This window comes from Bradyrhizobium sp. (genome assembly GCF_049519115.1).
Lineage (GTDB): Bacteria > Pseudomonadota > Alphaproteobacteria > Rhizobiales > Xanthobacteraceae > Bradyrhizobium.
The window spans coordinates 47,370-70,461 of the sequence record NZ_JBEKRB010000033.1 but is presented as its reverse complement, the minus strand read 5'-3'; the positions used below and the strand labels follow the sequence as shown (position 1 = coordinate 70,461).

Here is a 23,092-nt window from a genome sequence, read left to right as displayed (position 1 = left end):
TGGCGGAGAGAGTGGGATTCGAACCCACGGTACGGTTTCCCGCACACACGCTTTCCAAGCGTGCGCCTTAAGCCACTCGGCCATCTCTCCGAAGAGGCCTCTCATGAAGGCGCGCGCGGACTTTTGCAAGTGACGGCGGGGACATCCGCGGCCATTTCCACAACATACTGAAATTGTTATATAATTTTCGTAGCCGGCGTCCGACTTCCATCGTTGTGAACCCAAAACCTCCAAGGTTCGACTTCTAAGTTGTGCAACATGAGCGAGGGATGCGCGCGAGATGACGATCCGCCGGACGACGATGGTTCTGTTGATCCTGTCCGCTGTCGCTTACGCAGCGCCCACGCAGGCCGAGCAATGTCACCGTGAAGGCACGGATGTCACCTGCGACGACGGGCATCGCGGCATCTGGTCGGGCGATGCCATCATCTGGGCCGACGGCACAAGGTCGCATTCGTCACCGCATCCGAGCGTCATTATCGGCAACAAATCATCGGTCACGGTCGGGCCCGGCGTTTTTGTCGGTCAGGGCAACGGTGTGCGACCGCTCGATGATCCGAACAAGGTGCGCTGCGTGACCCTCGACGAAGTGCCTTACTGTTATTGAAGAGCAGCCGTTGCCGCCGTTCAGGGTTCAGCGATTACGCGTTGACCGAGCGGAGCGGCCATAATGCCGGTATGATTTCGATCGGCTGCGCCGCGGATTCTCTCTCGGGCCGCGCCGTCTCCAGCGCCTCGACGAAGCTTGTGAACCATTGCTGGATGGAATGGCGGCGAAGCTTCGCCATCATCGCCTCCCAGCGCATGCGCCGCTCGGGGAACGGCATCGACAGCGCCACCGCGATCGTCCGGGCCATCCCGTCGATATCGTGCGGATTGACTAGAAGCGCCGTATCCAGCTCGTTGGCGGCGCCGGCAAACTTCGAAAGCACAAGAACGCCGGGATCGTCGGGATTTTGGGCAGCGACATATTCCTTCGCCACCAGATTCATCCCGTCATGCAGCGGCGTGACCACACCGACCTGGGCGGTGCGATAGAGGCCAGCCAACACGGTCTGGCTGAAACCCTTGTTGAGATAGCGGATCGGCGTCCAGTCGACCTCGCCGTGGCGGCCGTTGACGTCGCTGACGAGTTTGGCGAGTTCGCTTTGCAGATTGCCATAGGCTTCGATCGCGCCGCGCGAGGGCGTGGCGATCTGCAACAGCGACACCGTGCGCGCCAGCGACGGGTGCGTGGTCCACATCCGATCGAAGGCGTTGATGCGGTTAACGAGCCCCTTGGAATAATCGAGCCGGTCGACACCGATGGCGAGCTTCTCGCCGTTCAGGCTGCGACGCAGGCGCGACACGTCGGGATGCGATACGGCCTTTGCGGCCTGGCGTGCGAACTTTTCAACGTCGATTCCGATCGGGAAAACCGCGATGCGGGTCGCTCCGTGCTGCTGTGACATCACAACGCCGTCGGCGACCACAAGGCCGAGCGTGGACGTGAGATAGTTTGCGAAATTCTCACAATCGTCATCGGTCTGAAAGCCGATCAGGTCATAGGCCAGCATCGCTTCCACCAGATCGCGATGGTGTGGAACGCCTTCGATGACATCGCGGGCGGGCCAGGGCGTATGCAGGAAGAAACCGATTGGCTGGGTCACGCCGAGGTCGCGCAACTCCGCCCCCAACGCGAGGAAGTGGTAGTCCTGAATCCAGAACGCAGTATCGGCCTTTCGGAACCGCAGCAGCGCGCGCGCCATGAAGGCGTTCACCTCGCGATAGGACAGATAATCGTCTTGCGAGACGCGGATCAGATCAGCGCGCGAATGCAGCGCCGGCCACAGTGCCGAATTGGCAAAGCCCTCGTAATATCCGCCGTAATGCGCGGCCGGCAGATCCAGCATGGCAAGCGCGCCGGCCCCAAGCGCCTCGATTTCGGCAAATGGTTCCTTCTGGACGCCGTCGCGGACGCGCCCGCTGGAACCGACCCAAATCGCGCCTGATTTTTCTACAATCGGAAGCAGTGCGGCAGCCAAACCGCCGGTAATCGGTTCATTGGCGTTGCCGCGCGTAATGCGGTTTGAAACAACGACGAGGCTCACCGGGTTCCCCTCCTGATGGTTCGTTCGTGTGTTAACAACCATTCATCAGTATGGTTCCTTTTCACTTTTCCAATGAATTGAAACCGAATTCAGGCGATGCAGCGACGGGAATACGCATCTCTGCCGCCAAAATTCGTTCATGCGCGACGTCGGCGCGGAAACACATTAGTTCCAGCGATCACGGAACCGCCGATGCTTTGCCATCAAGATCACGGAACCGCCGATGCTTTGCCATCAATAAGGCTCGCCAGCCAGGCGCGAACGTTGGTCGGTTCGTCAAAATGACCCGCTACGCCGTGGGCATGACGGCCGACCGAGAAGGCCAGTCCGCCAAGGCTGGGCATCGCGGCGAATACTGATTCATCGGTGACATCGTCGCCAATGAAAATCGGATAGCGGCCACGGAACGGCTCGTGAGTCATCAATTCGTGCACGCCGGTCGCCTTGTCGAAGCCAGCTTGCTTGATTTCGCAGACGCATTTACCGGGCATAACCTCGATCGGCGCATTCGGCAAATCGGCCCTGATCAGCGACACAGCCTCGTAAATCGCTTTCTCCGCGTGCGGCGCCAACCGATAGTGCAAAGCGAGCGAGTAGCCCTTGTCTTCCAGCAGAATCCCGGGACTAAGCCGAGCGATCGCGGCAAGGCGGCGCTTCAATTCTTGGTCCATGGGCGGCGCGTGTGTCGCGACGGCTTCGCTGCCGATCGAAATCCGCATTTCCGCGCCGTGGCCGCCAATCGCGGGAAAACGCTCCGGCGCAAAGATCAGGTCGATGTCGTTGAGCGAGCGTCCGCTGACGAGGGCAAGCGCGCCTCCCGTTCGTTCGTGAAGGGCGTGCAGCGTCGCGGCCAAACCCGGCGGCACCCACACCTCGCGCGGCGTGCGCGCCAGATCGAGCAGCGTGCCGTCGATATCGAGCAGCATGGCGCAGCCGTCGAGGCACTTCGACAGCTTTTCCGCAATCGATGCCATCAAAGAGCCGTCGTCCGGCGATGCCTCTTCACGTGGAGGCAGGACACGATTTGCGAGACCTTCATTCATCAATTCACTCCACAGCAGCCAGCGGCTGCGCGACCGATTCCAGCGTGCGCCGCTCGGCCGCGACCGCATAGCGCCAACCGACGGCCGCGGCCACCAGCATCAGCGCCGCGCCAAACAGATAGCCGGCAAACACACTGCCGCGTGAACCGGTGTCGATCAACGCTCCGAACAGTATGGGACCGGCTACACCGCCAACACCGGTGCCGATCGCATAGAACAGGGCAATCGCCAACGCGCGTACCTCCAGCGGAAAATTCTCACTGACCGTCAGATAAGCAGCACTTGCGGCAGGAGAAGCAAAGAAGAAAATGACCATCCAGGCGATCGTCTGCGTCTTCGCACTCAACGCCCCGATCTCAAACAGATAACCCGAGAGCGCCAGCAGGATGCCGGAAGCGCCGTACGTAAACGCGATCATCGCACGGCGTCCCAGCGTGTCGAACAAACGGCCAAGAAGCAGCGGTCCCAGCAAATTACCGGCCGCGAAAGGAAGGATATACCAGCCGACCTGGTCGGCCGGTATCCCGTAGAAATCGCTCAACACGAGTGCAAAGGTGAAAAAGATCGCGTTGTAGAAAAACGCCTGGGCTGTCATCAGCACCAGCCCGACCAGCGATCGTTCCCGATAGACCTTGAACAAGGTGTGCACGACCTCCGACAGCGGCGTATGGTCCCGCATGCGCAGCCGCAATTTCGGCCAGGCGCGCGGTGGCGTATCTTCACCCGCGGTCGCAGCCGGCCGATCCCTGACATGTCCTTCGACCGAGCGTTCAATATCGCGCATGATCGCGTTGGCTTCATCAGGATGGCCGTGAATGATTAGCCAGCGCGGACTTTCCGGGATCCAGATCCGCATCACAAACACGACAAGACCAAGACAGGCGCCGGTCAAGTAAGCAAGCCGCCAACCGAGATCGACATCGATCCAGCCGGGATCCAGCAACACGATCGCACTGGTGGCGCCGAGTGCGGCGCCGAGCCAGAAGCTGCCGTTGATCATCAGATCGGTCCATCCGCGATAGCGCGCCGGCACCAATTCCTGGATCGTGGAATTGATAGCGGTGTATTCACCGCCGATGCCGGCACCGGTCAGGAAGCGAAAGAAAGCGTAGCTCGCAACACTCCACGACAGCGCCGTGGCGGCGGTGGCGGTGAGATAAACCGCCAAGGTGATGAAGAACAGCTTCTTGCGGCCGATGCGATCGGTCAGCCAGCCGAAACCGAATGCGCCGAGCACCGCGCCCCCGAGATAGGCGCTATTGGCAAAGCCGACCTCGAAATTCGAAAAATGCAGCGTCGGGCTTTGCTTGAGCGCTCCGGACAGAGCGCCCGCCAACGTCACTTCCAGTCCGTCGAGAACCCAGGTGATTCCGAGCGCCAACACGACACGGGTGTGAAAACCGCTCCAATACAGGGCGTCGAGACGAAACGGAATGGTGGTTTCGACAACGCCGTGGTCAACGGCTTCCGCGGGCCCGCCTGCAACATCCAAATCGCCCTGCCGTGGCTGCAAGCCCATGAAGCGCTACCAGTCAGGTATTGCGGGAAAGCCAAAATCTCTCCGGCCGTCAGGAGGACCATCAGCCAAATTTTTAACGTCTGACGGGGCACGGAGTTCCACCTTCGCGGGAAGGAACTGCATGGCGTTCGTGCCCGTTTTGCCCAAAAGCACAAGGACTTCGAGCATGACCCAACGGCGCAAATCTGCGGCTTCGAGCCGCCCCGTCAAACGCCAGCGCAAGGCAGCCGCGAAAAAGGGGCGAAAGACCGCCGCGGCACGCCCCTCATCGAAGCGATGGTCGCAACGAGTGACGAAAGAAAGCGACGCCCTCGATCTCAAGCAAGGCGTCTTTACGTTGCGGGATCCGAAGCGGATCGCCGCCTCGCTCAAGCGCTCGGCCGAGCACAGTTCGCGCCGCAAGGCCGGCGCCTATCGCTCAGCACTCTCGATGTTGACCTTTTATATCAACCGGGCCGGCCGAACCCTGCCCAAGACGCAACGTGAGCGCTTGAACCGGGCCAAGCTCGAGTTGAAACGGCAATTCGGCAGAGAATAGGCCGACGGTGAACTGCTGCGTGAATTAGGCCGCGCGAATATTGGCCATAAATCGCTGAAGCTCTTCCCGCAGCCGCACGCTTTCGGTGGACAGCGAACGCGCTGCTTCCAGAACGTTGGCCGATGCGGAGCCGGTCTCGGCTGCGCCCCGGTTGACCTCCATGATGTTCACGGCGGTCTCGCTGGTCCCTTCGGCGACGTTCTGCACGCTGCGGGCAATTTCCTGGGTGGCCGAGCTTTGCTCCTCGACTGCGCTCGCAATCGTCGAGGCAATGCTCGATATCTGCCCAATCGTCCCGCCGATTTCCTTGATGGCGGCGACGGATTCCTGGGTAGCGCCCTGCATGCCGGTTATATGGGTCGAAATCTCGTCGGTCGCCTTGGCGGTCTGGCTGGCCAGCGATTTGACCTCGGAAGCAACGACAGCGAAACCGCGCCCGGCGTCGCCGGCGCGAGCCGCTTCGATGGTGGCGTTGAGTGCCAGAAGGTTGGTCTGTTCGGCGATTGCCGTGATCAGCTTCACGACATCACCGATTTCCTGCGCGGCGCGCGACAGCTTGCCGATACGCCCGTCGGTTTGCTGGGCCTGAACCACGGCTGCTTCCGCGATCCGGTTGGATTCCTGAGCCTGCCGGCCGATTTCGCCGACGGACGCCGAAAGCTCCTCGGTCGCCGCCGCAACCGCTTGCATATCGCTGGAAGCCTGCTCCGATGCGCCGGCGGCCTGCCCCGACAAGCTCTGGGTGGTCTCTGCCGTACGCGTCAGGGTCCCGGCCGAGGCCTCTAACTGTACCGCCGAGGCCGAAACGTTGGAAACGATGCTGCCCACGGCCGTCTCGAACTCGTCGGCAAAGCGAATGAGTTCGGCGCGGCGTCCCGCGGCGGAGGCTTTGTTCTGGGCATCGAGCGCGGCGGCGTCGCGTTCGGCCTTCGCGACCGCCTGGACCTTGAATTCCTCGACCGCCGCAGCCATCTCGCCGAGTTCGTCCTTGCGGCCAAGTCCGGGCAGCACGACATCGAAATTGCCGCCGGCGAGTTCGCGCATCGCCTTGCACATCGCAATCATGGGCCGCGAGATTCCCGTCCCCAGCAGCACGGCCAGCAGCCCGCCCAGCAGGAAGCCACCGATCGCGAGCATCACGACCAGGCGCTGCGTTTCGCTGATGGTAGCGCTGGACTCCGAATCGAGCCGCTGCTGATCGCCCAGCAAATCGGCTTTCATCGCGTTCGAAGCCTTCATGATCGCGGCCGTGGAATCGGCCATCTCGATCGAGAGTTCGTCGACTTCCTTTGCGTTGTCGATCAGCTTGGATAGCGCTTTCCGGTACTCTTCGAGCTGGACGGCGGCATCCTTGATCGCCTGCGCGACCTTTGGTTCGTCAGCGGGAATGGCCTGCAATGCCGCGTCAACGAACTTCAGACGCGCCACCGCGCTTGCAGCGACCGACTGATCGAAATTGACGACAAAGGTACTTGCAAGCGCGGCCGCAGTCTGGAACAGCGCGGCGACCTTCTTGCTGGCCAACGTGATGGCCGCCAGCGCCGAATCGTCTTCGACACCGCTCGGCAGATCGTCGAGCTTGTAACGCAAGAGGTTGCCGCTGCGCATCAACTGGTTCTGGCTGACGAGTTCACTGTCGCGCTTGGTCTTCACCACGTCGGCAAAGATCTTGGTGAAGGCGTGAAATTCGCGCGAAAGCCGCGTCACCTGATTGAGGCGCGCCGGGTTGGTCGTATTCTTCATCGACTGATCGATGGCGTCCTTCAACGCGCCTTCCGCCGCCAGTGCGGCCTTGGCGTCGTCTTCCTTGCCTGTTACCACATAGTATCGCGCCAGCGCCCGGTAGGAGATCAGTTCACGGTCGATATTCTGGGCGAAATCGGATTCCGACACGATCGCCCGGTAGGCGGCAACACCGTCCGAAACACGACCAAAGCCGAGATAGGCGAAACCCATGCTGACGGCGGAAATCGCGAGCACAACGGCGAAGCCAAGGCTGATCTTCCCGCGAAATCGCAAGGTGGGAAGCTTTGGCAGCGCCGCTTGCGGCCTGACACCCTTGAAGAACCCCAACGGACCCCCCTGTCGCCATTGAATCCGGGCCGGTTATGAAGGCTCGGTATCCGGTAACCTAGAATAGAATGAATAAGAGGCCGTAAACCAGACGGTGCCATACCACCGGCAACCTCGCATTTGCAGGGAAGGATAGGCCGGCAATGCCACGTGCGGCCTATTTCGAAACAGCTAGCAGCCAGTTGACGGGTATTGGAGGTTGGCGAACTATCGCCATCCCGCCTCGGCGTGATGCGCGCCACATAGGCTAGCCCCGCCGACATACCCCTGCACCCGGATCCATGGAAAACGACGTGCCCGACCAGCCGGATTCTCAGATCGCAACCTCGGGCCCGCTCACCGGTTTCCGCGTCGTCGAATTTGCCGGCATCGGACCCGGGCCGTTCGCCTGCATGATGCTGGCCGACATGGGGGCCGAGGTGATTACGCTTGATCGCCCTGGGGCCAACAAGAACCAGAAATCGGCGACCGGGCGCGGCCGCAAGATCATCGAACTCGATCTCAAGGACACCGCCCCGCGCGCCCAAACGCTCGACTTGCTTGAACAGGCCGATGCGCTGATCGAAGGCTTTCGGCCAGGCGTGATGGAGCGGCTCGGGCTCGGTCCCGATGTGGTGTTGTCACGCAATCCGCGGCTCGTTTATGGCCGCATGACCGGATGGGGCCAGGAAGGCCCGCTGGCACAGGCCGCCGGCCACGACATTAATTATATTGCGGTCACGGGCGCGCTCGCAGCGATTGGGCCGGCCGAGCGACCGGTGCCGCCGCTCAATCTGGTCGGCGATTTCGGCGGAGGCGCGCTTTATCTGGTTGTCGGCGTGCTCGCCGCACTTCTAGAAGCGAGGAAATCCGGCCAAGGCCAGGTGGTCGACGCTGCGATGTGCGACGGCGCAGCCTCGCTGATGACAATGTTTTTCGACTTCACGGCCGCCGGCCGCTGGAGCGGAGAGAGAGGGCGCAACTTCCTCGACGGCGGCGCGCATTTTTACGGCGTCTATCAATGCGCCTGCGGCCATTTCATCTCGATCGGATCGATCGAGCCGCAATTTTACGCCCTGCTGCGCCAGCACGCCGGCCTATCGGATCAGGCCTTCGATGCCCAGCTGGATCGCGAGGCGTGGCCCTCGCTGAAGCTGAAACTGGAGGAAGTGTTCAAAACCAAAACCCGCGACGAGTGGTGCGGGATCATGGAAGGCACCGACATCTGTTTCGCGCCGGTGCTGAACTTGTCGGAGGCGCCACTTCACCCTCACATGGTGGCCCGAAAGACTTTCGTTGAACGTCACGGCGCCATCCAGCCGGCGCCGGCGCCGCGTTTTTCACGGACGCCTTCCACGATCCGCGAGTCTGAGACGGCGGATCTCGCAAGCCTTATCCGTGCGTGGCGAAGATAGCGGGCGTCCGGAAACGAGGGAAATTCGTCATTCAAATCTTCCCTGCGATTTGAGACGATATCTCGCTGTCTGGGGCATGACGACCATGGCACTGCAACTCCGGCCGAACTGCGAATATTGCGACAAGGACCTGCCGCCGCATTCAATGGATGCGCGCATTTGCAGCTACGAATGCACGTTCTGTGCGGCCTGCGCGGCCGAAGAACTCGATAATGTGTGTCCGAACTGCGGTGGTGGATTCACCCCGCGGCCGATTCGGCCTACGCAGGAATGGCGGCCGGGCGTTTGCGCCGAAAATCAGCCGGCTTCGACCAAACGCGTGCACCTCAAATATAGCCTTGAAGATATCGCGGCTCACTGCAGGCGGATTCGGGATGTTCCGCCCGAGGAGCGGTGAGAGAGAGCGCTCGAGCTTGTTTTCCCTCCCTGGAGGAGGAGGGTCAGGGTGGGGTCAGCTAATGCTTATGTCATGATCCCCTCCCGGCTTGCGCAGTCGCGCAAACCGACCTCCCCTTTTCAAGGGGAGTAAGCCTCGCCTCTCAGTCGGCCGGCAGAATCGTTCCTTCAACCTCCCCGAAGCCGACCCGATAGCCCTCGCTTTGGCACCAACCGCGCATGGCAAGCGAATCGCCGTCCTCGAGAAACGTCCTGACGACGCCGTCAGCAAGTTGGACCGGCTCGGTACCGTTCCAGGAAATCTCGAGCAGGCTGCCGCGCTGGCTTTTTTCAGGTCCGGAGATGGTGCCGCTGCCTAAGAGATCGCCGACATTCATCGCGCAACCGGAAGAGGCGTGATGCATCAATTGCTGCACCGACGACCAGTACATGTATTTGAAATTGGTCCGGCAAATCCGAGCAGACTTGCTCATTGAGCCCGCGCGCAGGCCGACTTCCAGTTCGAGGTCGTAATTGTTGGCTTGCGCCTGCCGCAGATAAGCCAGCGGCTGCGGGACCTGCTCAGGCCCGCGGCACCGAAACGGCTCCAACGCGGCCGATGTCACCACCCACGGGCTGATCGAAGTTGCAAACGCCTTGCCCTGGAACGGTCCGAGCGGGACATATTCCCATTGCTGGATGTCGCGGGCGCTCCAGTCGTTCAGCAACACAAAGCCGAAAATCATCTCCTGGGCCTGCGCCTCGCTGAGCATTTCCCCCATCGGCGATGTCTGCCCGATCACCGCACCCATTTCGAGTTCAAAGTCGAGCCGTTGGCAGGATCCAAAGCTCGGATGTTCGGTATTCGCGGGCTTCAATTGGCCGCGCGGACGCCGCACCTTGGTGCCGGACACCACGACCGTCGAGGCGCGGCCGTTATAGCCGATCGGCATGTGCAGCCAGTTCGGTTGCAGGGCATTGTCCTTGCCGCGGAACATGACGCCGACATTGGTAGCGTGCTCCTTCGAGGAGTAAAAATCCGTATAGCCGGCAACCGCGATCGGCAAATGCAGCTCCACTTGCGCCATCGGCAGCAACGCCAACTTCTGCAGCTCGTCATTGTCGCGCAGTTCATCGTTGTCGTGACGCAGAAGCTCACTGATCCGCGCACGTATCCTCGCCCAGACCTTTGGCCCCTGGGTCATGAATGCGTTCAGCGATGAAGCGGCAAACGTACCGGGCTCGACATCCAACCGGCCATCCTGCTCAAGCCCCCAGAGGTCGAGCACATAATCGCCGATCGCAACGCCGATGCGCGGGGCGAGACCGCGCGCGGAAAATACGCCGTACGGCAGATTCTGCATCGGAAAATCCGATGCCGGATCTACTGGAACGAAAGAGCGCAGCGCGGGATCGTTGGGGTCGGTCATTTCCTGATGGTTTCTTTCTTACGGCTTGTTCGGATCAAAACGCTTTTCCAACCCCTTCCAGCAATCCGCATAATCATGCTGCAGCGTTGCAGATTTGGCGGCATGCGCCGTAACCCGTTGCGGGAACCGCGTCTCGAACATGAAGGCCATTGTGCCTGTCAGCTTGACCGGCTTCAGTTCGCTGTTGCTGGCGTGATCGAAAGCCTCGCGGTCGGGACCATGCGGCAACATCATGTTGTGCAGGCTGATGCCGCCGGGCGTAAAGCCTTGCGGCTTCGCGTCGTAGACACCGTAAATCAGGCCCATGAACTCCGACATGATGTTCATGTGGTACCAGGGCGGCCGGAACGTGTTTTCGGCCACGGCCCATCGCTCCGGGAAAATCACGAAATCGATATTCGCGGTGCCGGCGGTTTCCGACGGCGAGGTCAGCACCGTGAAGATCGACGGATCGGGGTGGTCGAACCCGATCGCACCAACCGGCGAGAAGCGTCTCAGATCGTATTTGTAAGGCGCGTAGTTGCCGTGCCAGGCCACCACATCGATCGGCGAATGCGGCAAATGCGTCACGAACAGCAAACCGCCCCACTTCACGAATAATTCGCTCGGCGTGTCCTTGTCTTCATAGGCCGCGATGGGGGTGAGGAAGTCGCGCGCATTGGCCAGGCAATTGGCGCCGATTGGCCCGCGCTCCGGCAGCGTGAAAGCGCCGCCGTAATTCTCGCAGATATAGCCGCGCGCGGGACCCGCGGTGAGTTCGGCGCGGAATTTCACGCCGCGCGGAATCACGGCGATCTCGCCGGGCTCTGCATCGATGCGTCCGAACTCAGTGACGAAGCGCAAGCTTCCCTGCTGCGGCACAATCAGCATCTCGCCGTCGGCATTGTAGAAATGCTGATCGACCATCGATTGGGTGATAAGGAAGACATGCGCGGCCATGCCGGCTTGCGTGCCGGCGTCGCCCGCGGTCGTCATCGTCTGCACGCCTTGCAGGAAGGTCATCCCGGCTTTCGGGATCGGTGCCGGGTCCCAGCGCAACTGACCGATCGCGGCTTCATGCTCGTGACAGGGCGCGGTGCGCCATAATCCAATGTCGGCTTTTTCGAAACGGCCGGAGTGTCTGACCGAGGGGCGGATTCGGTAGAGCCAGGAGCGCTCGTTGCTGCCACGCGGCGCGGTGAAGGGCGAGCCGGACAATTGCTCGGCATAGAGCCCGTAAGCGCAACGTTGCGGCGAATTGCGACCGATCGGCAGCGCGCCCGGCAGGGCCTCGGTCTCGAAGCTATTGCCGAAACCGGACATGTAACCGGGCGTGACGTTGGCCGAGCCGCGATTGATCGCGTCGGGCGAGGTATTGATATTCATATCATCCTCCTTGCAGAGCGGCCCACATTTCCCGGTCGCGCTTGTCGGTCCAGATCACGGGATCGTCGATTCCGGACGCCTCATCGAAGGCCCGCGAGACATTGAACGGCAGGCAGTGTTCGTAAATGGCAAAGCTCGAAAATTTCGGGTCCATGACCTCGCGCGCGGCCGCCATTGTATCCTTGAGACTACGCCCTTTGGCAACGGCGGCTTCCGCAGCGCCATAAAGCGCCGTGACAAAATCGCGCGTCATCGCGATCGCTTCACGTCCCGTCGCTAGCCCCTTCAGCGCATCGCCGCGCCCCGGCGCGATGGACTTGGGATTAAAGGCACGGATTTCGTTCAACGTCGCCGGCCATTCCCGCAAATGGGCATCGCCGCAGTAACAGGCCGAATGATATTCAATCAGGTCGCCGGAGAACATCACTTCCGCGTCCGGCACCCAGGCAACGATATCGCCCGAGGTGTGCCCGGCGCCGAGCTGCATCAGGCGCACCTCGCGCTTGCCGAGATAGATCGACATATCGCCTTCAAATGTCAGCGTCGGCCAGGTCAAGCCTGGAATACTCTGCGCATCCTGGAACAGGCGCGGAAAACGGCCGTATTCGGAATCCCAGTCCTGCTGCCCACGCTCCTCGATCAGCCGGTAGGTCTCTTGCGAGGCGATCACGGCTTGCGCTCTGTAGGCGGATGCGCCAAGCACCCGCACCGCGTGATAATGCGACAGCACGACATATTTGACCGGCTTGTCGGTCACGCTGCGCACCCGCTCGATCACTTTGCTGGCCATCGCCGGCGTCGCCTGCGCGTCGAACACGAGACAACCGTCGTCGCCGACAATGACCGCCGAATTCGGATCGCCCTCCGCCGTAAAGGCATAGAGATCGGTTCCGATTTCGGAGAAGGTGACTTTCTTCTCGGCCATGTCGGTGGTGGACGCAAAACCCTTTTCAACTCCCTCGGCCATCGTTTCCTATCCTGTTTCGTTGTCTTTTCTACTGTTGCTGCTGTTGTTGCTGGCTCGGCTCCAGCATCCGCCGTTTTGCCAATTCGATCGCCTCGCGCAAGACATCGAGATCACCGATGTGATTGGCGAGGATGAGAACCAATGCGGCGTCGAGATCGGCGCTCGCCTCATCGCTCAACCCCCGGTGCGCCTCGAGGATCGCACGAAAAGCGTCATCGGGCTTTTCAAAGTTCGAACGGGTCGATAGCGCCATGGGGACCTCAACTATTGCCTGATGCGCGCTTCAGCGCCGCCTCGATCATATCCAGCGTTGGCTTTCGGAAACGCGCGGCGACATAGCCGTCCGGCCGAAGCAGGTAAGCGGTTCCTGGTTTAGCATCGTAACGCGCAACCATGAGGCCCGAGGAATCAGAGAATTCCTGCCCACCGATATGAATAACGCCGATATCGCCCGGCGGATCGATCGCCGCCCCATTTGCAAAGGTGAGCAAGGTGAAGCGTCTGCCGGCTTTCCGGAAAGCGTCGGTCAGATACTGGGGCTCGCCATCCTGCCCTGCCATCGGCGCGTCCACCATCGAGGCACCGGGACCTGGGCCACTGCGCCACTCCTCGTCATCGGACGTCGACAACGAGGTTTCGTAAGTGGAAGGCACCGAAAGCCGGCCGCCATTGACCATGCGCTTGCTGAATTCGGTTTCCTTTGCCAGCGACAGCACCGCTTTGCGCAACCGCGCCTCGTAAGGCGAATTCGGCGCCATGAAATCGGTCGAACGGGTGGATTCGCGAATGTTGTCGTCGGCAGCCTGGCTGCGTTCAGTGTGATAGCTTTCCAGCAGGGCTTCCGGCGACGCCTTGCGCAGCACACGGTCGAGTTTCCAGCCGAGGTTTTCCGCGTCCTCGAGACCGGAATTGGCGCCGCGGGCGCCAAATGGCGAAACCTGGTGCGCGGCATCTCCGGCAAAGATCACGCGACCGTGGAGAAACCGCGCCATACGCCGGCACTGGAATTTGTAGAGCGATATCCATTCGAAATCGAACTGGCCGTGACCGAGCATGCGCGCAATACGCGGTCGCACGTTTTCCGGCTGCTTCTCGACCATCGGATCGGCGCTCCGATCAAGCTGCAGGTCGATACGCCAGACATCGTCCGGCTGCTTGTGCAGCAAGGCCGATCTTCCGGCATGAAACGGCGGATCGAACCAGAACCAGCGCTCGGTCGGAAATGCCGCCGTCATTTTGACGTCCGCAATCAGAAACTGATCCTCGAACACCTGGCCCGAGAACTCCGCGCCCACCATTTGCCGCAACGACGAACGCGCACCGTCGCAGGCCACGACATAATTCGCCGCAATACGATATGCTCCGTCGGGCGTATCGATCGAGAGGATCGCATGATCGTTGCGCTGCTCCAGCCCGATGACCTTGTTGCGCCACCGCAGGCAGATATCGGGCAACTCTTCGACGCGATCGACCAGATAGGCTTCGGCGTAGAACTGCTGAAGATTGATGAAAGCCGGCCGCTTGTGCCCCCGCTCCGGCAACAGGTCGAACTGATAGAGCAGAGAATCCCCGTGAAAGATCTTGCCGACCTGCCAGACCACGCCCTTGTCGACCATGCGCTGGCCGACACCGAGCCGGTCCCAGAATTCGAGCGACCGCTTCGAGAAGCAGATCGCACGCGAGCCATCGCCGATGCGGTCGGCGTCGTCGAGCAGCACGACCGGTTGCCCGCGCTGGGCGAGATCGATGGCGAGCGACAGCCCCACCGGCCCTGCGCCGACCACGACGACTGGATGCCGGGCGACGTCCGCGCCAACAAAATCCTGATCGGCATGGCGACGGTAGCCGAATCTCGTTTTGGCCTGGCTGTCGGTTTGAAGTCTGGTCTGCGCCATCTGCTCTTAGGCTCTGGCCAGAGGAACCGGTCTCGCTAGTGGAGTGGATTTGACATTCGCTACCCATCTGGCCGCGAGTTCGTCAAGCGAATGTCAAATCCAAAACTCCACCAGAAACCTATATTTGCTTGTGGTCCTTTTGATTCTAACATTCGCAAAAGTGGCCACTGAGACGGGATGCGAACGTTAGAATCGGACCACTAGATTAGCAGATGACTGAGGAGACCGGAACGGCCGATGGCTACCGGAGCGTCTCAAAGCCATCCTCTCCTTGCTGTCTTCACTTTGCTACTTTTTCACTTGGTCGCGGTCACGACGATCTCGACGATATGCGGCGGCTCCAGTTCGACGCCGATGCAGGCCCGCATCGGGGGGTTGGCCCTGTCGACCCATTCGTCCCAGGCGCGGTTCATCTCGCTCTTCAACGCCATGCCGTTGATATAGACGATGGCCGACAGGATCCTGCTCTTGTCGGTTCCGCAGAGTGCAAGGCTTTCGTCAATTCGTGCCAGCGCTTTCACGCTCTGCTCATACATCGATGGTGTGACTGGGTCGGGCGCGACCGCCACGGTGAATACGAGGTCGTCGTGGACGACCGCGCGGCTCCGGGTCGCGGTGAGGCCTGGAAAACGATTGATCATGGCGACCGTGTCCTCCCTTCGCCGCGCGAATTTACGTTGCAAAGGAGCGCGACGGCGCCTGATGCAGCGCGAAGGCGTCGACCTTGTCGCTGGCGCGCGGATAGAGTTCGGCGACCTGCGGATCGTGGCCAGGAATAACGCGGTCGGGGTGACCGGCGATGCGTTCGACGGTTTCCCAACCCGCGCACATGTCGCCGATGTTGTAGACGATTGGAAAAGGACTGCGGCGATGCAGGTTGCCGTAGAAATGCGCCGCATCCGATGCCAGCACGACCGGACCGCGGGCGGTCGCCACCCGCACCACCTGCAAGCCGTCGGAATGACCACCGACATGATGAACCGTGACGCCGGGAGCAACTTCGCCCTCGCCCGCATGAAAGGTCACGCGTTCGCCGTAGACGTGGCGCACCATCAGCGTCACATGCTCGACTGAAAATGGATGACGCAGCGCACCAAAGCACATGCAGCGCCCGGTGGCGTAGCTCATCTCGCGGTCTTGCAGGTGGAACCGCGCCTTCGGGAACAGGTCGAGATTGCCGGCGTGGTCATAATGCAGATGGGTGACGATGACATCGTCGATCGCCTCGGGGGCAACGCCAAAGCGCGTCAACGCTTCCGCCGGGTTGAGCGTCAGCTTGCGGCTGCGTAAGGCCGCTTCTTCCGCATTGAAGCCGGTATCGACCAGGATTTTGCGGCCGCCACCCCGGATCAGCCACACAAAATAGTCGAGGTCGGACGCCGCAGTCTCGTGCGGATCGGGCGTGATGTAGTTCATATTGGGGGTGCGCGGCGACATGGTGGCGTAGCGGAGCGCATAAATTTCGTAGGTCGTTTCCATCGGTTCAGCTTCTTTATGTTTGGCCGACCGGCAGCAAGCCACTACCATCTGAAAAGGTCAAACCCCTGATACCCTCATGCCGGGCACACGAAAATGGCGGTCGCCCTCGGTGTGTCGCTGCAATGACATCCGCGACATTTCCCCACAACATGTGAACGCCACGCCGCGCTGGATCGACTGCATGGATAGCCGTTCATGTTGGATGCCTCGTTGGATACCTTGCGCGTCGATTTGCCAGCCTTGCAGAGGTTGACACCGCTTGTGAGCGCGGTTTGATAATGCAATTTTCGTGGGATAAAGTCGGCCGGGCGCGAGCCTGGGGTCGGCGTCTAGTGGCTGAATTGCCACAGAATTTGGTTAGACTGAAGCAGAATGACTGTTCGCTTTTCATTGCTGGCTGCCTTGGTGTTTTCGCTGGTGCCGATCTTCTCGTCCGCCGCGATCGCCGCCGACCGGTTTGCCCTCGTTATCGGCAACGCGAAATATCCCGACGCGGATGCGCCGCTGAAGGAGCCGGTCAACGATGCGCGCAGCATCGCCGACGAACTCAAGCGTGACGGCTTCACGGTCGAGGTCGGCGAAAATCTGACCGGCGACGGAATGCGCAAGGCGCTTGAGCGGCTCTATGGCCAAATCAAGCCGGGCGCCGTGGCTCTGGTGTTCTTCAGCGGTTACGGCGTCCAGTCCAACCGCCAAAGCTTCATGATTCCCGTCGATGCCCAGATCTGGACCGAGGCAGACGTCCGCCGCGATGGCCTCAGCCTCGAGACGGTCCTGGGCGAAATCAACAACCGCGGCGCGGGCGTCAAGATCGCGCTGATCGATGCTTCCCGGCGCAATCCGTACGAGCGCCGTTTCCGCAGTTTTTCGGCCGGGCTGGCGCCGGTGATTGCGCCCAATGGCACGCTGGTGATGTATTCGGCGGCGCTGAGCTCGGTGATGTCGGACAACGGCGGCGATCACGGCCTGTTCGTTCAGGAACTGCTCAAGGAAATCCGTGTTCCCGACCTGATGGCGGAAGAGACACTCAATCGCACCCGGGTCGGCGTGACTCGCGCATCCCGCAGCGAGCAGGTGCCCTGGATTTCGTCTTCGCTGGCGGAAGACTTCTCATTCATTCCGGGCGCCCGGCCGGCGGTTGCCGCCCTTCCGCAACAACCCGCCGCTGAAACTCCACCGCCGCCACCTGCGGCAAAGGTCGATCCTCCCACGCCGCCAAAGGCCGAGACGCCAGTCCCGCCGGCGCCCGAGAAGCCTGCGGTCGCAAGCCTACCGAGTAACGATCCGCCGCGATCGCCGCCCCAGCCCGCGCTCGCCGACGATCCCACCATCAAGAGCCTGACGGCCAAGCTCGTGGAAAATCCCGACGACGCCGGTTCCCTGTATCGGCGCGGCCAGGTCTATGCGAGCAAGGGCGCCTACGACCTTGCCATCAAGGATTTCGGCGACACGATCCGCCTCAACCCGAAGGACGTCGAAGCCTACAACAACCGGTGCTGGGTGCGTGCTGTGACCGGCGAGTTGCAGTCGGCATTGAGGGACTGCAACGAAGCGCTTCGGCTGCGTCCGAACTTCGTCGATGCGCTCGATAGCCGCGGATTGGTCAACCTGAAGAGCGGATTGGCCAAGAATGCCATCGCCGATTTTGACGCCGCCCTCAAGATCAATCCACGGCTGACGTCGTCGTTATACGGGCGCGGTCTGGCCAGACAGCGCAGCGGCGCCATCTCGGATGGCGAAGTGGACGTTAATAATGCGAAGGCCATGGACCCGAATATTGTCAAGGAATTTGCAGGCTACGGAGTGCGCTGAGCCGCCGATACTCCGTCTTTTAAAACTCCGACGGAGCGACCCTGAATTGCCCCGCGCGAATGCGCCCTGAAGGAGGAGTGCCCATGTCACGGAATTCGGCAAAGCGTGCCTTCATCGCGATGCTTTCATTTTTCGCCATCGGCGTCGTGCTTTCGATCGGCACCGTCAAGGCGGAGGATGTCACTGAGGACCAGATTCTCAGGGCGCTGGCGCCGGAGAAGAAACCGCTCACACGCAGCCTGTCGATGGGACCGCCGGTGCAGGCGGATCCCGCGGTAGCGGAGACCGAAGGAAAATTACTGCAATCACTGCACAATCGATCGACGCGTTCGTTGTCGATCGGCGAGCGCGAGCAAATCACCACCATGGTCAAGGACAAGCCGAAGATCGATCTGGAGATCAACTTCGACTACAACTCCGATCGGGTCAGCGCCAAATCGCTGCCCTCGGTTCAGGCGCTGGGACGGGCCCTTGCAAACCCCGATCTGAAGGGATCGACCTTTATCGTCGCGGGCCATACCGATGCCGCCGGCAGCGACGCCTACAACCAGGAACTTTCGGAGCGCCGGGCCGACGCGATCAAGCGTTATCTGGTCGAGAAATCCGGCCTTTCCGCCGCCGATCTCGTGACGGTCGGCTATGGCAAGACCCAATTGAAGGATCCCGCCAATCCGCTGGCGGAAGCCAATCGCCGCGTCCAGGTCGTCAACACGGAAAACAAGGCCAGCGCCTCGAAGTGAGTTGACGTTAGTGTGGCGGTTCAGAAGTCCGCATCATTTTTGCCGCGGGTTCGTCATGCGGACTTCTGAACCAAAGCCACACTAGAACAATAGGTTTGCTAGTGTCCTTTCGATTCCAAAGCTCGAATCGTGGCCCCGCAATATGCTACGAGCTTCGGAATCGGGACACTAGCCTGCCCGACAAGGAGCGCTGAGCCCGGCAATGAATCTGTCCCCATATCTTAAGCCAGCGCTGGCAGTTGTGGTTTTCATCTTGCTTGGAATCGGCTGGTACTGGTTTGAGCACCGCTCGCGTCCTGAAGAGAAGGAGACCGCGAGCAATGCGCTCGTCGTCGTCACCAAATCCACCAACGCCTGCTTCTCCGACCTGGTGCGGGTGACCGGATTTGCGGTGCCGCGGCGCGAAGCGGTGGTATCGGCCGATCAGGAGGGCTCGAAGGTCACGGATGTGCTGGTCCGCGAGGGCGAGATCGTCGCCGAAAACCAGGAGTTGGCGCGGCTCACTCCGCCGGGCGCTGCGAACAATCAGCCGCGCGCGCCGATCTCACTGCGCGCCCCGGCCGCCGGCCTCATCACCCAGGTCAACACCCTTGCCGGCGCTCCCGCTTCCCCACAGGCCGGGCCGATGTTCCGCATCGCCGTCAACAATGACGTCGATCTCGACGCCGAAGTGCCCGCGGTCCACATGATGAAGCTCAGTCCTGGCGCGACCGTGCGGATCAGCCGCGACAACGGTCCGGATATCGTCGGCCGCGTAAGATTGGTGTTACCGCAGATCGACCGCAACACCCAGCTCGGCCACGTCCGGATCACCTTGCCCGGCAATCCCGCGATCAAGATCGGCATGTTCGCGCAAGCCAGCATCGACGCCAAGCGCAGTTGCGGCGTTGCAGTACCGCGTACCGCCATTGACCATCTCACGGTTCAGGTGGTCAAAGGCAATGTCGTCGAAACGCGCAAGGTCAAGGTCGGGCTTGTATCCGACACCTCGACCGAAATCCTGGAAGGCCTCGACGTCGGCGAAATCGTCGTGGCGGATGCCGGCTCCTCGCTGCATGATGGCGACCAGATCAAGACAATGTTCGCCGAGGACATCGATCGGACACGGGTACGCTGATGGCACTCAATATCTCGGCATGGTCGATCCGCAATCCGCTTCCATCGGTGGTTTTTTCGATCGTCCTTCTGGTGCTGGGCTGGGTCAGCTTCACCAAGCTTGCGGTGACGCGACTGCCGAGCGCCGATATTCCGGTGATTTCGGTGGCGGTATCGCAATTCGGCGCCGCTCCCGCCGAGCTTGAATCGCAGGTCACCAAGACCATCGAAGACGGCGTATCCGGCGTCGAAGGCGTGCGGCACATTTCATCCTCGATCACCGACGGGCTGTCGCTGACGACGATCCAGTTTGCGCTGGAAACCAATACCGACCGTGCCTTGAACGACGTCAAGGACGCCGTCACCCGGGTTCGCGCCAACCTGCCGCAGAACGTCAACGAGCCCTTGATTCAGCGCGTCGACGTCATCGGACTACCGATCGTCACCTATGCGGCGATCTCGCCCGGCAAGACGCCGGAGCAACTGTCTTACTTCGTCGACGACGTCGTCAAACGCGCGCTGCAAGGCGTGCGTAACGTCGCCCAGGTCGAGCGCATCGGCGGTGTCGAGCGCGAAATTCTGGTCTCGCTCGACCCGGACCGCCTGCAGGCCGCCGGCCTTACCGCCGTCGACGTCTCTCACCGCTTGCGCGGCACCAATGTCGATCTCGCCGGCGGACGCGCCGAAATCGGCAAGAACGATCAGGCGATCCGCACCCTTGCCGGCGCCAAGACCCTCAACGAACTCGCCGGAACCATGATCAGCCTGCCGACCGGCGGCGAAGTCCGTCTCGACGACCTCGGCACGGTCACCGACACCATCGCCGACCGCCGGACCTTTGCGCGCTTCAACGGCGAGCCGGTCGTGGCGCTCGGCATCAAACGTTCAAAAGGCGCCAGCGACGTGGTTGTTGCCGCTGCCGTGCAGAAACGCATCGACGCGCTGAAAATCGCCCACCCCGAAGTCGACCTCAAGCTGATCGACACCTCGGTCGAATTCACCAAAGGCAACTACGAAGCGGCGATCTCGACCCTGTTCGAGGGCGCGATCCTGGCCGTCGTGATCGTGCTTCTGTTCCTGCGCGACATCCGCGCCACCATCATTGCCGCGATCTCGCTGCCGCTGTCGATCTTCCCGGCGTTCTGGGCGATGGATATTCTCGGCTTTTCGCTGAACCTGGTCAGCTTCCTCGCCATCACGCTGTCGACCGGCATTCTTGTCGACGACGCCATCGTCGAGATCGAAAATATCGTTCGCCATATGCGGATGGGCAAATCGCCCTACCGCGCCGCGCTTGAGGCCGCCGACGAAATCGGCCTCGCCGTCATCGCGATCTCGCTCACGATTATCGCGATCTTTGCACCGGCCAGTTTCATGTCGGGCATCGCCGGGCAATTCTTCAAGCAGTTCGGCATCACGGTCTCAGTGCAGGTATTTTTCTCGCTGCTCGCCGCGCGCTTCGTGACGCCGGTACTGGCGGCCTATTTCCTCAAGGATCAGCCGCACGACGATCCACCGCCCGGCCGTCTGATGCAAAGCTACACCCGGCTCGTGACCTGGTCGGTGAAACACCATTTGATCACGGTCCTGATCGGCTTCGGCATCTTTGCCGCCTCGATCTGGAGCATCACGCTGCTGCCGCAAGGCTTCCTGCCGGCGCAAGACACCGCGCGCTCGCTGCTCGCGATGGAGCTGCCGCCGGGCTCGCAGCTCGCCTATACCGAAAAGGTCACTGAAGATATCGTCGCGCGCCTGCGCAAACGCCCCGAAGTGAGAAACGTATTCGTCGATGGCGGCCGGGTGCCCCCGGGAACGTTCGAAGTCCGCCGCGCGGCGCTGATCATCAACTACACACCGAAAACCGAGCGCAAGATCACCCAGCGCGAGCTTGAACTTTCGATCAGCCACGAACTCGAAAACGTGCCGGACATCCGATTCTGGTTCCTTGACGAAAACGGACTGCGCGCGATCTCGCTGGTCGTGACCGGCGCCGACAGCAACATCGTCAACAACGTCGCCAGCGAACTCGCCAACCAGATGAAGCGGATTCCGCTGATCGCCAACGTGATCTCGGAAACCTCGCTCGACCGTCCGGAGCTTCGCATCCAGCCACGCGCAGACCTGGCCGCCCGGTTGGGCGTTTCCACCGAGAGCCTTTCCGAAACCATTCGCGTCGCCACGATCGGCGATGTCGGGCCGGCGCTTGCCAAGTTCGATGCCGGCGACCGGCAGGTGCCGATCCGCGTCCAGCTCGAGGATGCCGCGCGGGGCGACTTGCAGACCCTCGAACAGTTGCGGGTGCCGCTCGGCGGCGGACGCGGCGGCGTCCCGCTGTCGGTGGTCGCCGACATCAAGCTCGACCAGGGGCCGACCAGCATCAACCGGTACGATCGCGAACGGCAAGCAACTGTGGCCGCCGATCTCGTCGGCACCGCCGCGCTCGGCGACGCCACCAGGAAGATCAACGAACTTCCGGTCATGAAGAGCCTGCCCAAGGGCGTGACGGTCAACCCATCGGGCGATGCCGAAAGCCTCAACGAATTGTCGTCCGGTTTTGCCACCGCCATCACCGCCGGCCTGATGATGGTGTATGCAGTGCTGGTGCTGTTGTTCGGCACCTTCCTGCAACCGATCACGATCCTGTTCTCGCTGCCGCTGTCGATCGGCGGCGCCATCGTGGCGTTGCTCCTCACCGGAAAGCAGCTCACGACGCCGGTGTGGATCGGCATCCTGATGCTGATGGGTATCGTCACCAAGAACGCCATCATGCTGGTGGAATTCGCGGTGGAATCGATCCGCGACGGCAAATCGCGCGAGTTCGCCATCATCGATGCCGGCATGAAACGCGCCCGCCCGATCGTGATGACCACGATCGCGATGGCCGCCGGCATGATGCCTTCCGCGCTGGCGTTCGGCGCCGGTGGAGAGTTCCGCTCGCCGATGGCGCTGGCCGTGATCGGCGGTCTGGTATTTTCGACCGTGCTGTCGCTGGTGTTCGTGCCGGCGATGTTCATGATGATGGACGATATCGGCGTATTGATATGGCGTTTCACGAGCCGGTTCGTCACGCCGAACCACGACGATGACCAGCACGCTCCCGACCCAGCCGGAGATCGCAAGCCACCGGTCGCTCTGCATTCGCCGGCGGCGGAATAATCGGCCGAAGCGGCGGCTAATCGACCGGCTACTCACTCGGCGGCCGCGGCCCGACTGAACCTGAAGGGTGTCATAAGTCACATATCTTTGCCGCACACGCGGCTTACGTTTCATGGCGGTG

19 protein-coding genes and 1 tRNA gene are annotated in these 23,092 nt (G+C 61.4%); 8 read left to right on the top strand and 12 right to left on the bottom strand.

Annotation, left to right across the window (positions count from 1 at the left end; translation table 11 throughout):
• Positions 1 to 90: transfer RNA gene (locus ABSE61_RS23040), tRNA-Ser, on the bottom strand.
• 190 nt (positions 91 to 280) lie between these two features.
• Between ABSE61_RS23040 and ABSE61_RS23035 the strand changes: the two genes are divergently transcribed.
• The gene (locus ABSE61_RS23035) at positions 281 to 607 is read left to right on the top strand and encodes a hypothetical protein (RefSeq protein ID WP_423873441.1); all 327 of its coding nucleotides are present in this window, start codon (positions 281 to 283) and stop codon (positions 605 to 607) included.
• 34 nt (positions 608 to 641) lie between these two features.
• Here the strand turns inward: ABSE61_RS23035 and ABSE61_RS23030 are convergent, their stop codons facing one another.
• The 3 genes from ABSE61_RS23030 to ABSE61_RS23020 form a co-directional block, all read right to left on the bottom strand.
• Positions 642 to 2,090, bottom strand: coding sequence for a trehalose-6-phosphate synthase (locus ABSE61_RS23030; RefSeq protein ID WP_423873440.1), 1,449 nt, complete (start codon positions 2,088 to 2,090; stop codon positions 642 to 644).
• Between the two features lie 209 nt (positions 2,091 to 2,299).
• Positions 2,300 to 3,064, bottom strand: coding sequence for a trehalose-phosphatase (gene otsB, locus ABSE61_RS23025; protein ID WP_423873445.1), 765 nt, complete (start codon positions 3,062 to 3,064; stop codon positions 2,300 to 2,302).
• 73 nt (positions 3,065 to 3,137) lie between these two features.
• Positions 3,138 to 4,646: an MFS transporter gene (locus ABSE61_RS23020; RefSeq protein ID WP_423873444.1), complete on the bottom strand. Its 1,509-nt coding sequence runs from the start codon at positions 4,644 to 4,646 to the stop codon at positions 3,138 to 3,140.
• Positions 4,647 to 4,818: 172 nt separating this feature from the next.
• On the opposite strand from ABSE61_RS23020, the gene ABSE61_RS23015 reads away from it, so the two are divergent.
• Positions 4,819 to 5,190 (top strand): DUF3175 domain-containing protein, encoded by a 372-nt coding sequence (locus tag ABSE61_RS23015; protein WP_423873439.1) that lies wholly within the window; start codon positions 4,819 to 4,821, stop codon positions 5,188 to 5,190.
• A 24-nt stretch (positions 5,191 to 5,214) separates the two neighbouring features.
• On the opposite strand, the gene ABSE61_RS23010 is transcribed toward ABSE61_RS23015, so the two are convergent.
• Entirely contained in the window at positions 5,215 to 7,263 is a 2,049-nt protein-coding gene (locus ABSE61_RS23010; RefSeq protein ID WP_423873438.1) for a methyl-accepting chemotaxis protein, read from the bottom strand.
• A gap of 281 nt (positions 7,264 to 7,544) precedes the next feature.
• Between ABSE61_RS23010 and ABSE61_RS23005 the strand changes: the two genes are divergently transcribed.
• Both ABSE61_RS23005 and ABSE61_RS23000 read left to right on the top strand, forming a co-directional pair.
• Positions 7,545 to 8,657: a CaiB/BaiF CoA transferase family protein gene (locus ABSE61_RS23005; RefSeq protein ID WP_423873437.1), complete on the top strand. Its 1,113-nt coding sequence runs from the start codon at positions 7,545 to 7,547 to the stop codon at positions 8,655 to 8,657.
• Positions 8,658 to 8,742: 85 nt separating this feature from the next.
• Positions 8,743 to 9,054 (top strand): DUF1272 domain-containing protein, encoded by a 312-nt coding sequence (locus ABSE61_RS23000; protein WP_423873436.1) that lies wholly within the window; start codon positions 8,743 to 8,745, stop codon positions 9,052 to 9,054.
• A gap of 142 nt (positions 9,055 to 9,196) precedes the next feature.
• Here ABSE61_RS23000 and fahA read toward each other — a convergent pair whose 3' ends face one another.
• From fahA to ABSE61_RS22965, 7 genes are all read right to left on the bottom strand, one after another.
• A complete protein-coding gene (gene fahA / locus ABSE61_RS22995; protein WP_423873435.1) occupies positions 9,197 to 10,462 on the bottom strand; it encodes a fumarylacetoacetase in 1,266 nt (421 codons plus the stop codon).
• Between the two features lie 18 nt (positions 10,463 to 10,480).
• Positions 10,481 to 11,827: a homogentisate 1,2-dioxygenase gene (gene hmgA / locus ABSE61_RS22990; protein WP_423873434.1), complete on the bottom strand. Its 1,347-nt coding sequence runs from the start codon at positions 11,825 to 11,827 to the stop codon at positions 10,481 to 10,483.
• A 1-nt stretch (position 11,828) separates the two neighbouring features.
• Positions 11,829 to 12,794 (bottom strand): MBL fold metallo-hydrolase, encoded by a 966-nt coding sequence (locus ABSE61_RS22985; RefSeq protein WP_423873433.1) that lies wholly within the window; start codon positions 12,792 to 12,794, stop codon positions 11,829 to 11,831.
• A 28-nt stretch (positions 12,795 to 12,822) separates the two neighbouring features.
• Entirely contained in the window at positions 12,823 to 13,047 is a 225-nt protein-coding gene (locus tag ABSE61_RS22980) for a DUF2783 domain-containing protein (protein ID WP_423873432.1), read from the bottom strand.
• A 7-nt stretch (positions 13,048 to 13,054) separates the two neighbouring features.
• Positions 13,055 to 14,689 (bottom strand): FAD-dependent oxidoreductase, encoded by a 1,635-nt coding sequence (locus ABSE61_RS22975; RefSeq protein WP_423873431.1) that lies wholly within the window; start codon positions 14,687 to 14,689, stop codon positions 13,055 to 13,057.
• 296 nt (positions 14,690 to 14,985) lie between these two features.
• Entirely contained in the window at positions 14,986 to 15,330 is a 345-nt protein-coding gene (locus ABSE61_RS22970; protein ID WP_423873430.1) for a RidA family protein, read from the bottom strand.
• A gap of 31 nt (positions 15,331 to 15,361) precedes the next feature.
• A complete protein-coding gene (locus ABSE61_RS22965; RefSeq protein WP_423873429.1) occupies positions 15,362 to 16,168 on the bottom strand; it encodes an N-acyl homoserine lactonase family protein in 807 nt (268 codons plus the stop codon).
• Between the two features lie 372 nt (positions 16,169 to 16,540).
• Here ABSE61_RS22965 and ABSE61_RS22960 point away from each other — a divergent pair, with 372 nt between their 5' ends.
• The 4 genes from ABSE61_RS22960 to ABSE61_RS22945 all read left to right on the top strand — a co-directional run bounded on the left by ABSE61_RS22960 (position 16,541) and on the right by ABSE61_RS22945 (position 22,971).
• A complete protein-coding gene (locus ABSE61_RS22960; protein WP_423873428.1) occupies positions 16,541 to 17,980 on the top strand; it encodes a caspase family protein in 1,440 nt (479 codons plus the stop codon).
• An 83-nt stretch (positions 17,981 to 18,063) separates the two neighbouring features.
• The gene (locus ABSE61_RS22955) at positions 18,064 to 18,720 is read left to right on the top strand and encodes an OmpA family protein (RefSeq protein WP_423873427.1); all 657 of its coding nucleotides are present in this window, start codon (positions 18,064 to 18,066) and stop codon (positions 18,718 to 18,720) included.
• A gap of 202 nt (positions 18,721 to 18,922) precedes the next feature.
• Positions 18,923 to 19,837, top strand: coding sequence for an efflux RND transporter periplasmic adaptor subunit (locus ABSE61_RS22950; protein ID WP_423873426.1), 915 nt, complete (start codon positions 18,923 to 18,925; stop codon positions 19,835 to 19,837).
• Entirely contained in the window at positions 19,837 to 22,971 is a 3,135-nt protein-coding gene (locus tag ABSE61_RS22945) for an efflux RND transporter permease subunit (protein ID WP_423873425.1), read from the top strand. The genes ABSE61_RS22950 and ABSE61_RS22945 overlap by 1 nt, the downstream gene beginning before the upstream one ends.
• Positions 22,972 to 23,092: the final 121 nt, after the last annotated feature.

Coding starts and splice junctions, on each gene's coding strand:
- ABSE61_RS23000 (WP_423873436.1), top strand. CDS start 8,743: ATGGCACTGCAACTCCGGCCGAACTGCGAATATTGCGACAAGGACCTG.
- ABSE61_RS22980 (WP_423873432.1), bottom strand. CDS start 13,047: ATGGCGCTATCGACCCGTTCGAACTTTGAAAAGCCCGATGACGCTTTT.
- ABSE61_RS22955 (WP_423873427.1), top strand. CDS start 18,064: ATGTCACGGAATTCGGCAAAGCGTGCCTTCATCGCGATGCTTTCATTT.
- ABSE61_RS22965 (WP_423873429.1), bottom strand. CDS start 16,168: ATGGAAACGACCTACGAAATTTATGCGCTCCGCTACGCCACCATGTCG.
- ABSE61_RS23015 (WP_423873439.1), top strand. CDS start 4,819: ATGACCCAACGGCGCAAATCTGCGGCTTCGAGCCGCCCCGTCAAACGC.
- ABSE61_RS22950 (WP_423873426.1), top strand. CDS start 18,923: ATGAATCTGTCCCCATATCTTAAGCCAGCGCTGGCAGTTGTGGTTTTC.
- ABSE61_RS22975 (WP_423873431.1), bottom strand. CDS start 14,689: ATGGCGCAGACCAGACTTCAAACCGACAGCCAGGCCAAAACGAGATTC.
- otsB (WP_423873445.1), bottom strand. CDS start 3,064: ATGGCATCGATTGCGGAAAAGCTGTCGAAGTGCCTCGACGGCTGCGCC.
- ABSE61_RS22985 (WP_423873433.1), bottom strand. CDS start 12,794: ATGGCCGAGGGAGTTGAAAAGGGTTTTGCGTCCACCACCGACATGGCC.
- ABSE61_RS22970 (WP_423873430.1), bottom strand. CDS start 15,330: ATGATCAATCGTTTTCCAGGCCTCACCGCGACCCGGAGCCGCGCGGTC.
- fahA (WP_423873435.1), bottom strand. CDS start 10,462: ATGACCGACCCCAACGATCCCGCGCTGCGCTCTTTCGTTCCAGTAGAT.
- hmgA (WP_423873434.1), bottom strand. CDS start 11,827: ATGAATATCAATACCTCGCCCGACGCGATCAATCGCGGCTCGGCCAAC.
- ABSE61_RS22960 (WP_423873428.1), top strand. CDS start 16,541: ATGACTGTTCGCTTTTCATTGCTGGCTGCCTTGGTGTTTTCGCTGGTG.
- ABSE61_RS23005 (WP_423873437.1), top strand. CDS start 7,545: ATGGAAAACGACGTGCCCGACCAGCCGGATTCTCAGATCGCAACCTCG.
- ABSE61_RS22945 (WP_423873425.1), top strand. CDS start 19,837: ATGGCACTCAATATCTCGGCATGGTCGATCCGCAATCCGCTTCCATCG.
- ABSE61_RS23035 (WP_423873441.1), top strand. CDS start 281: ATGACGATCCGCCGGACGACGATGGTTCTGTTGATCCTGTCCGCTGTC.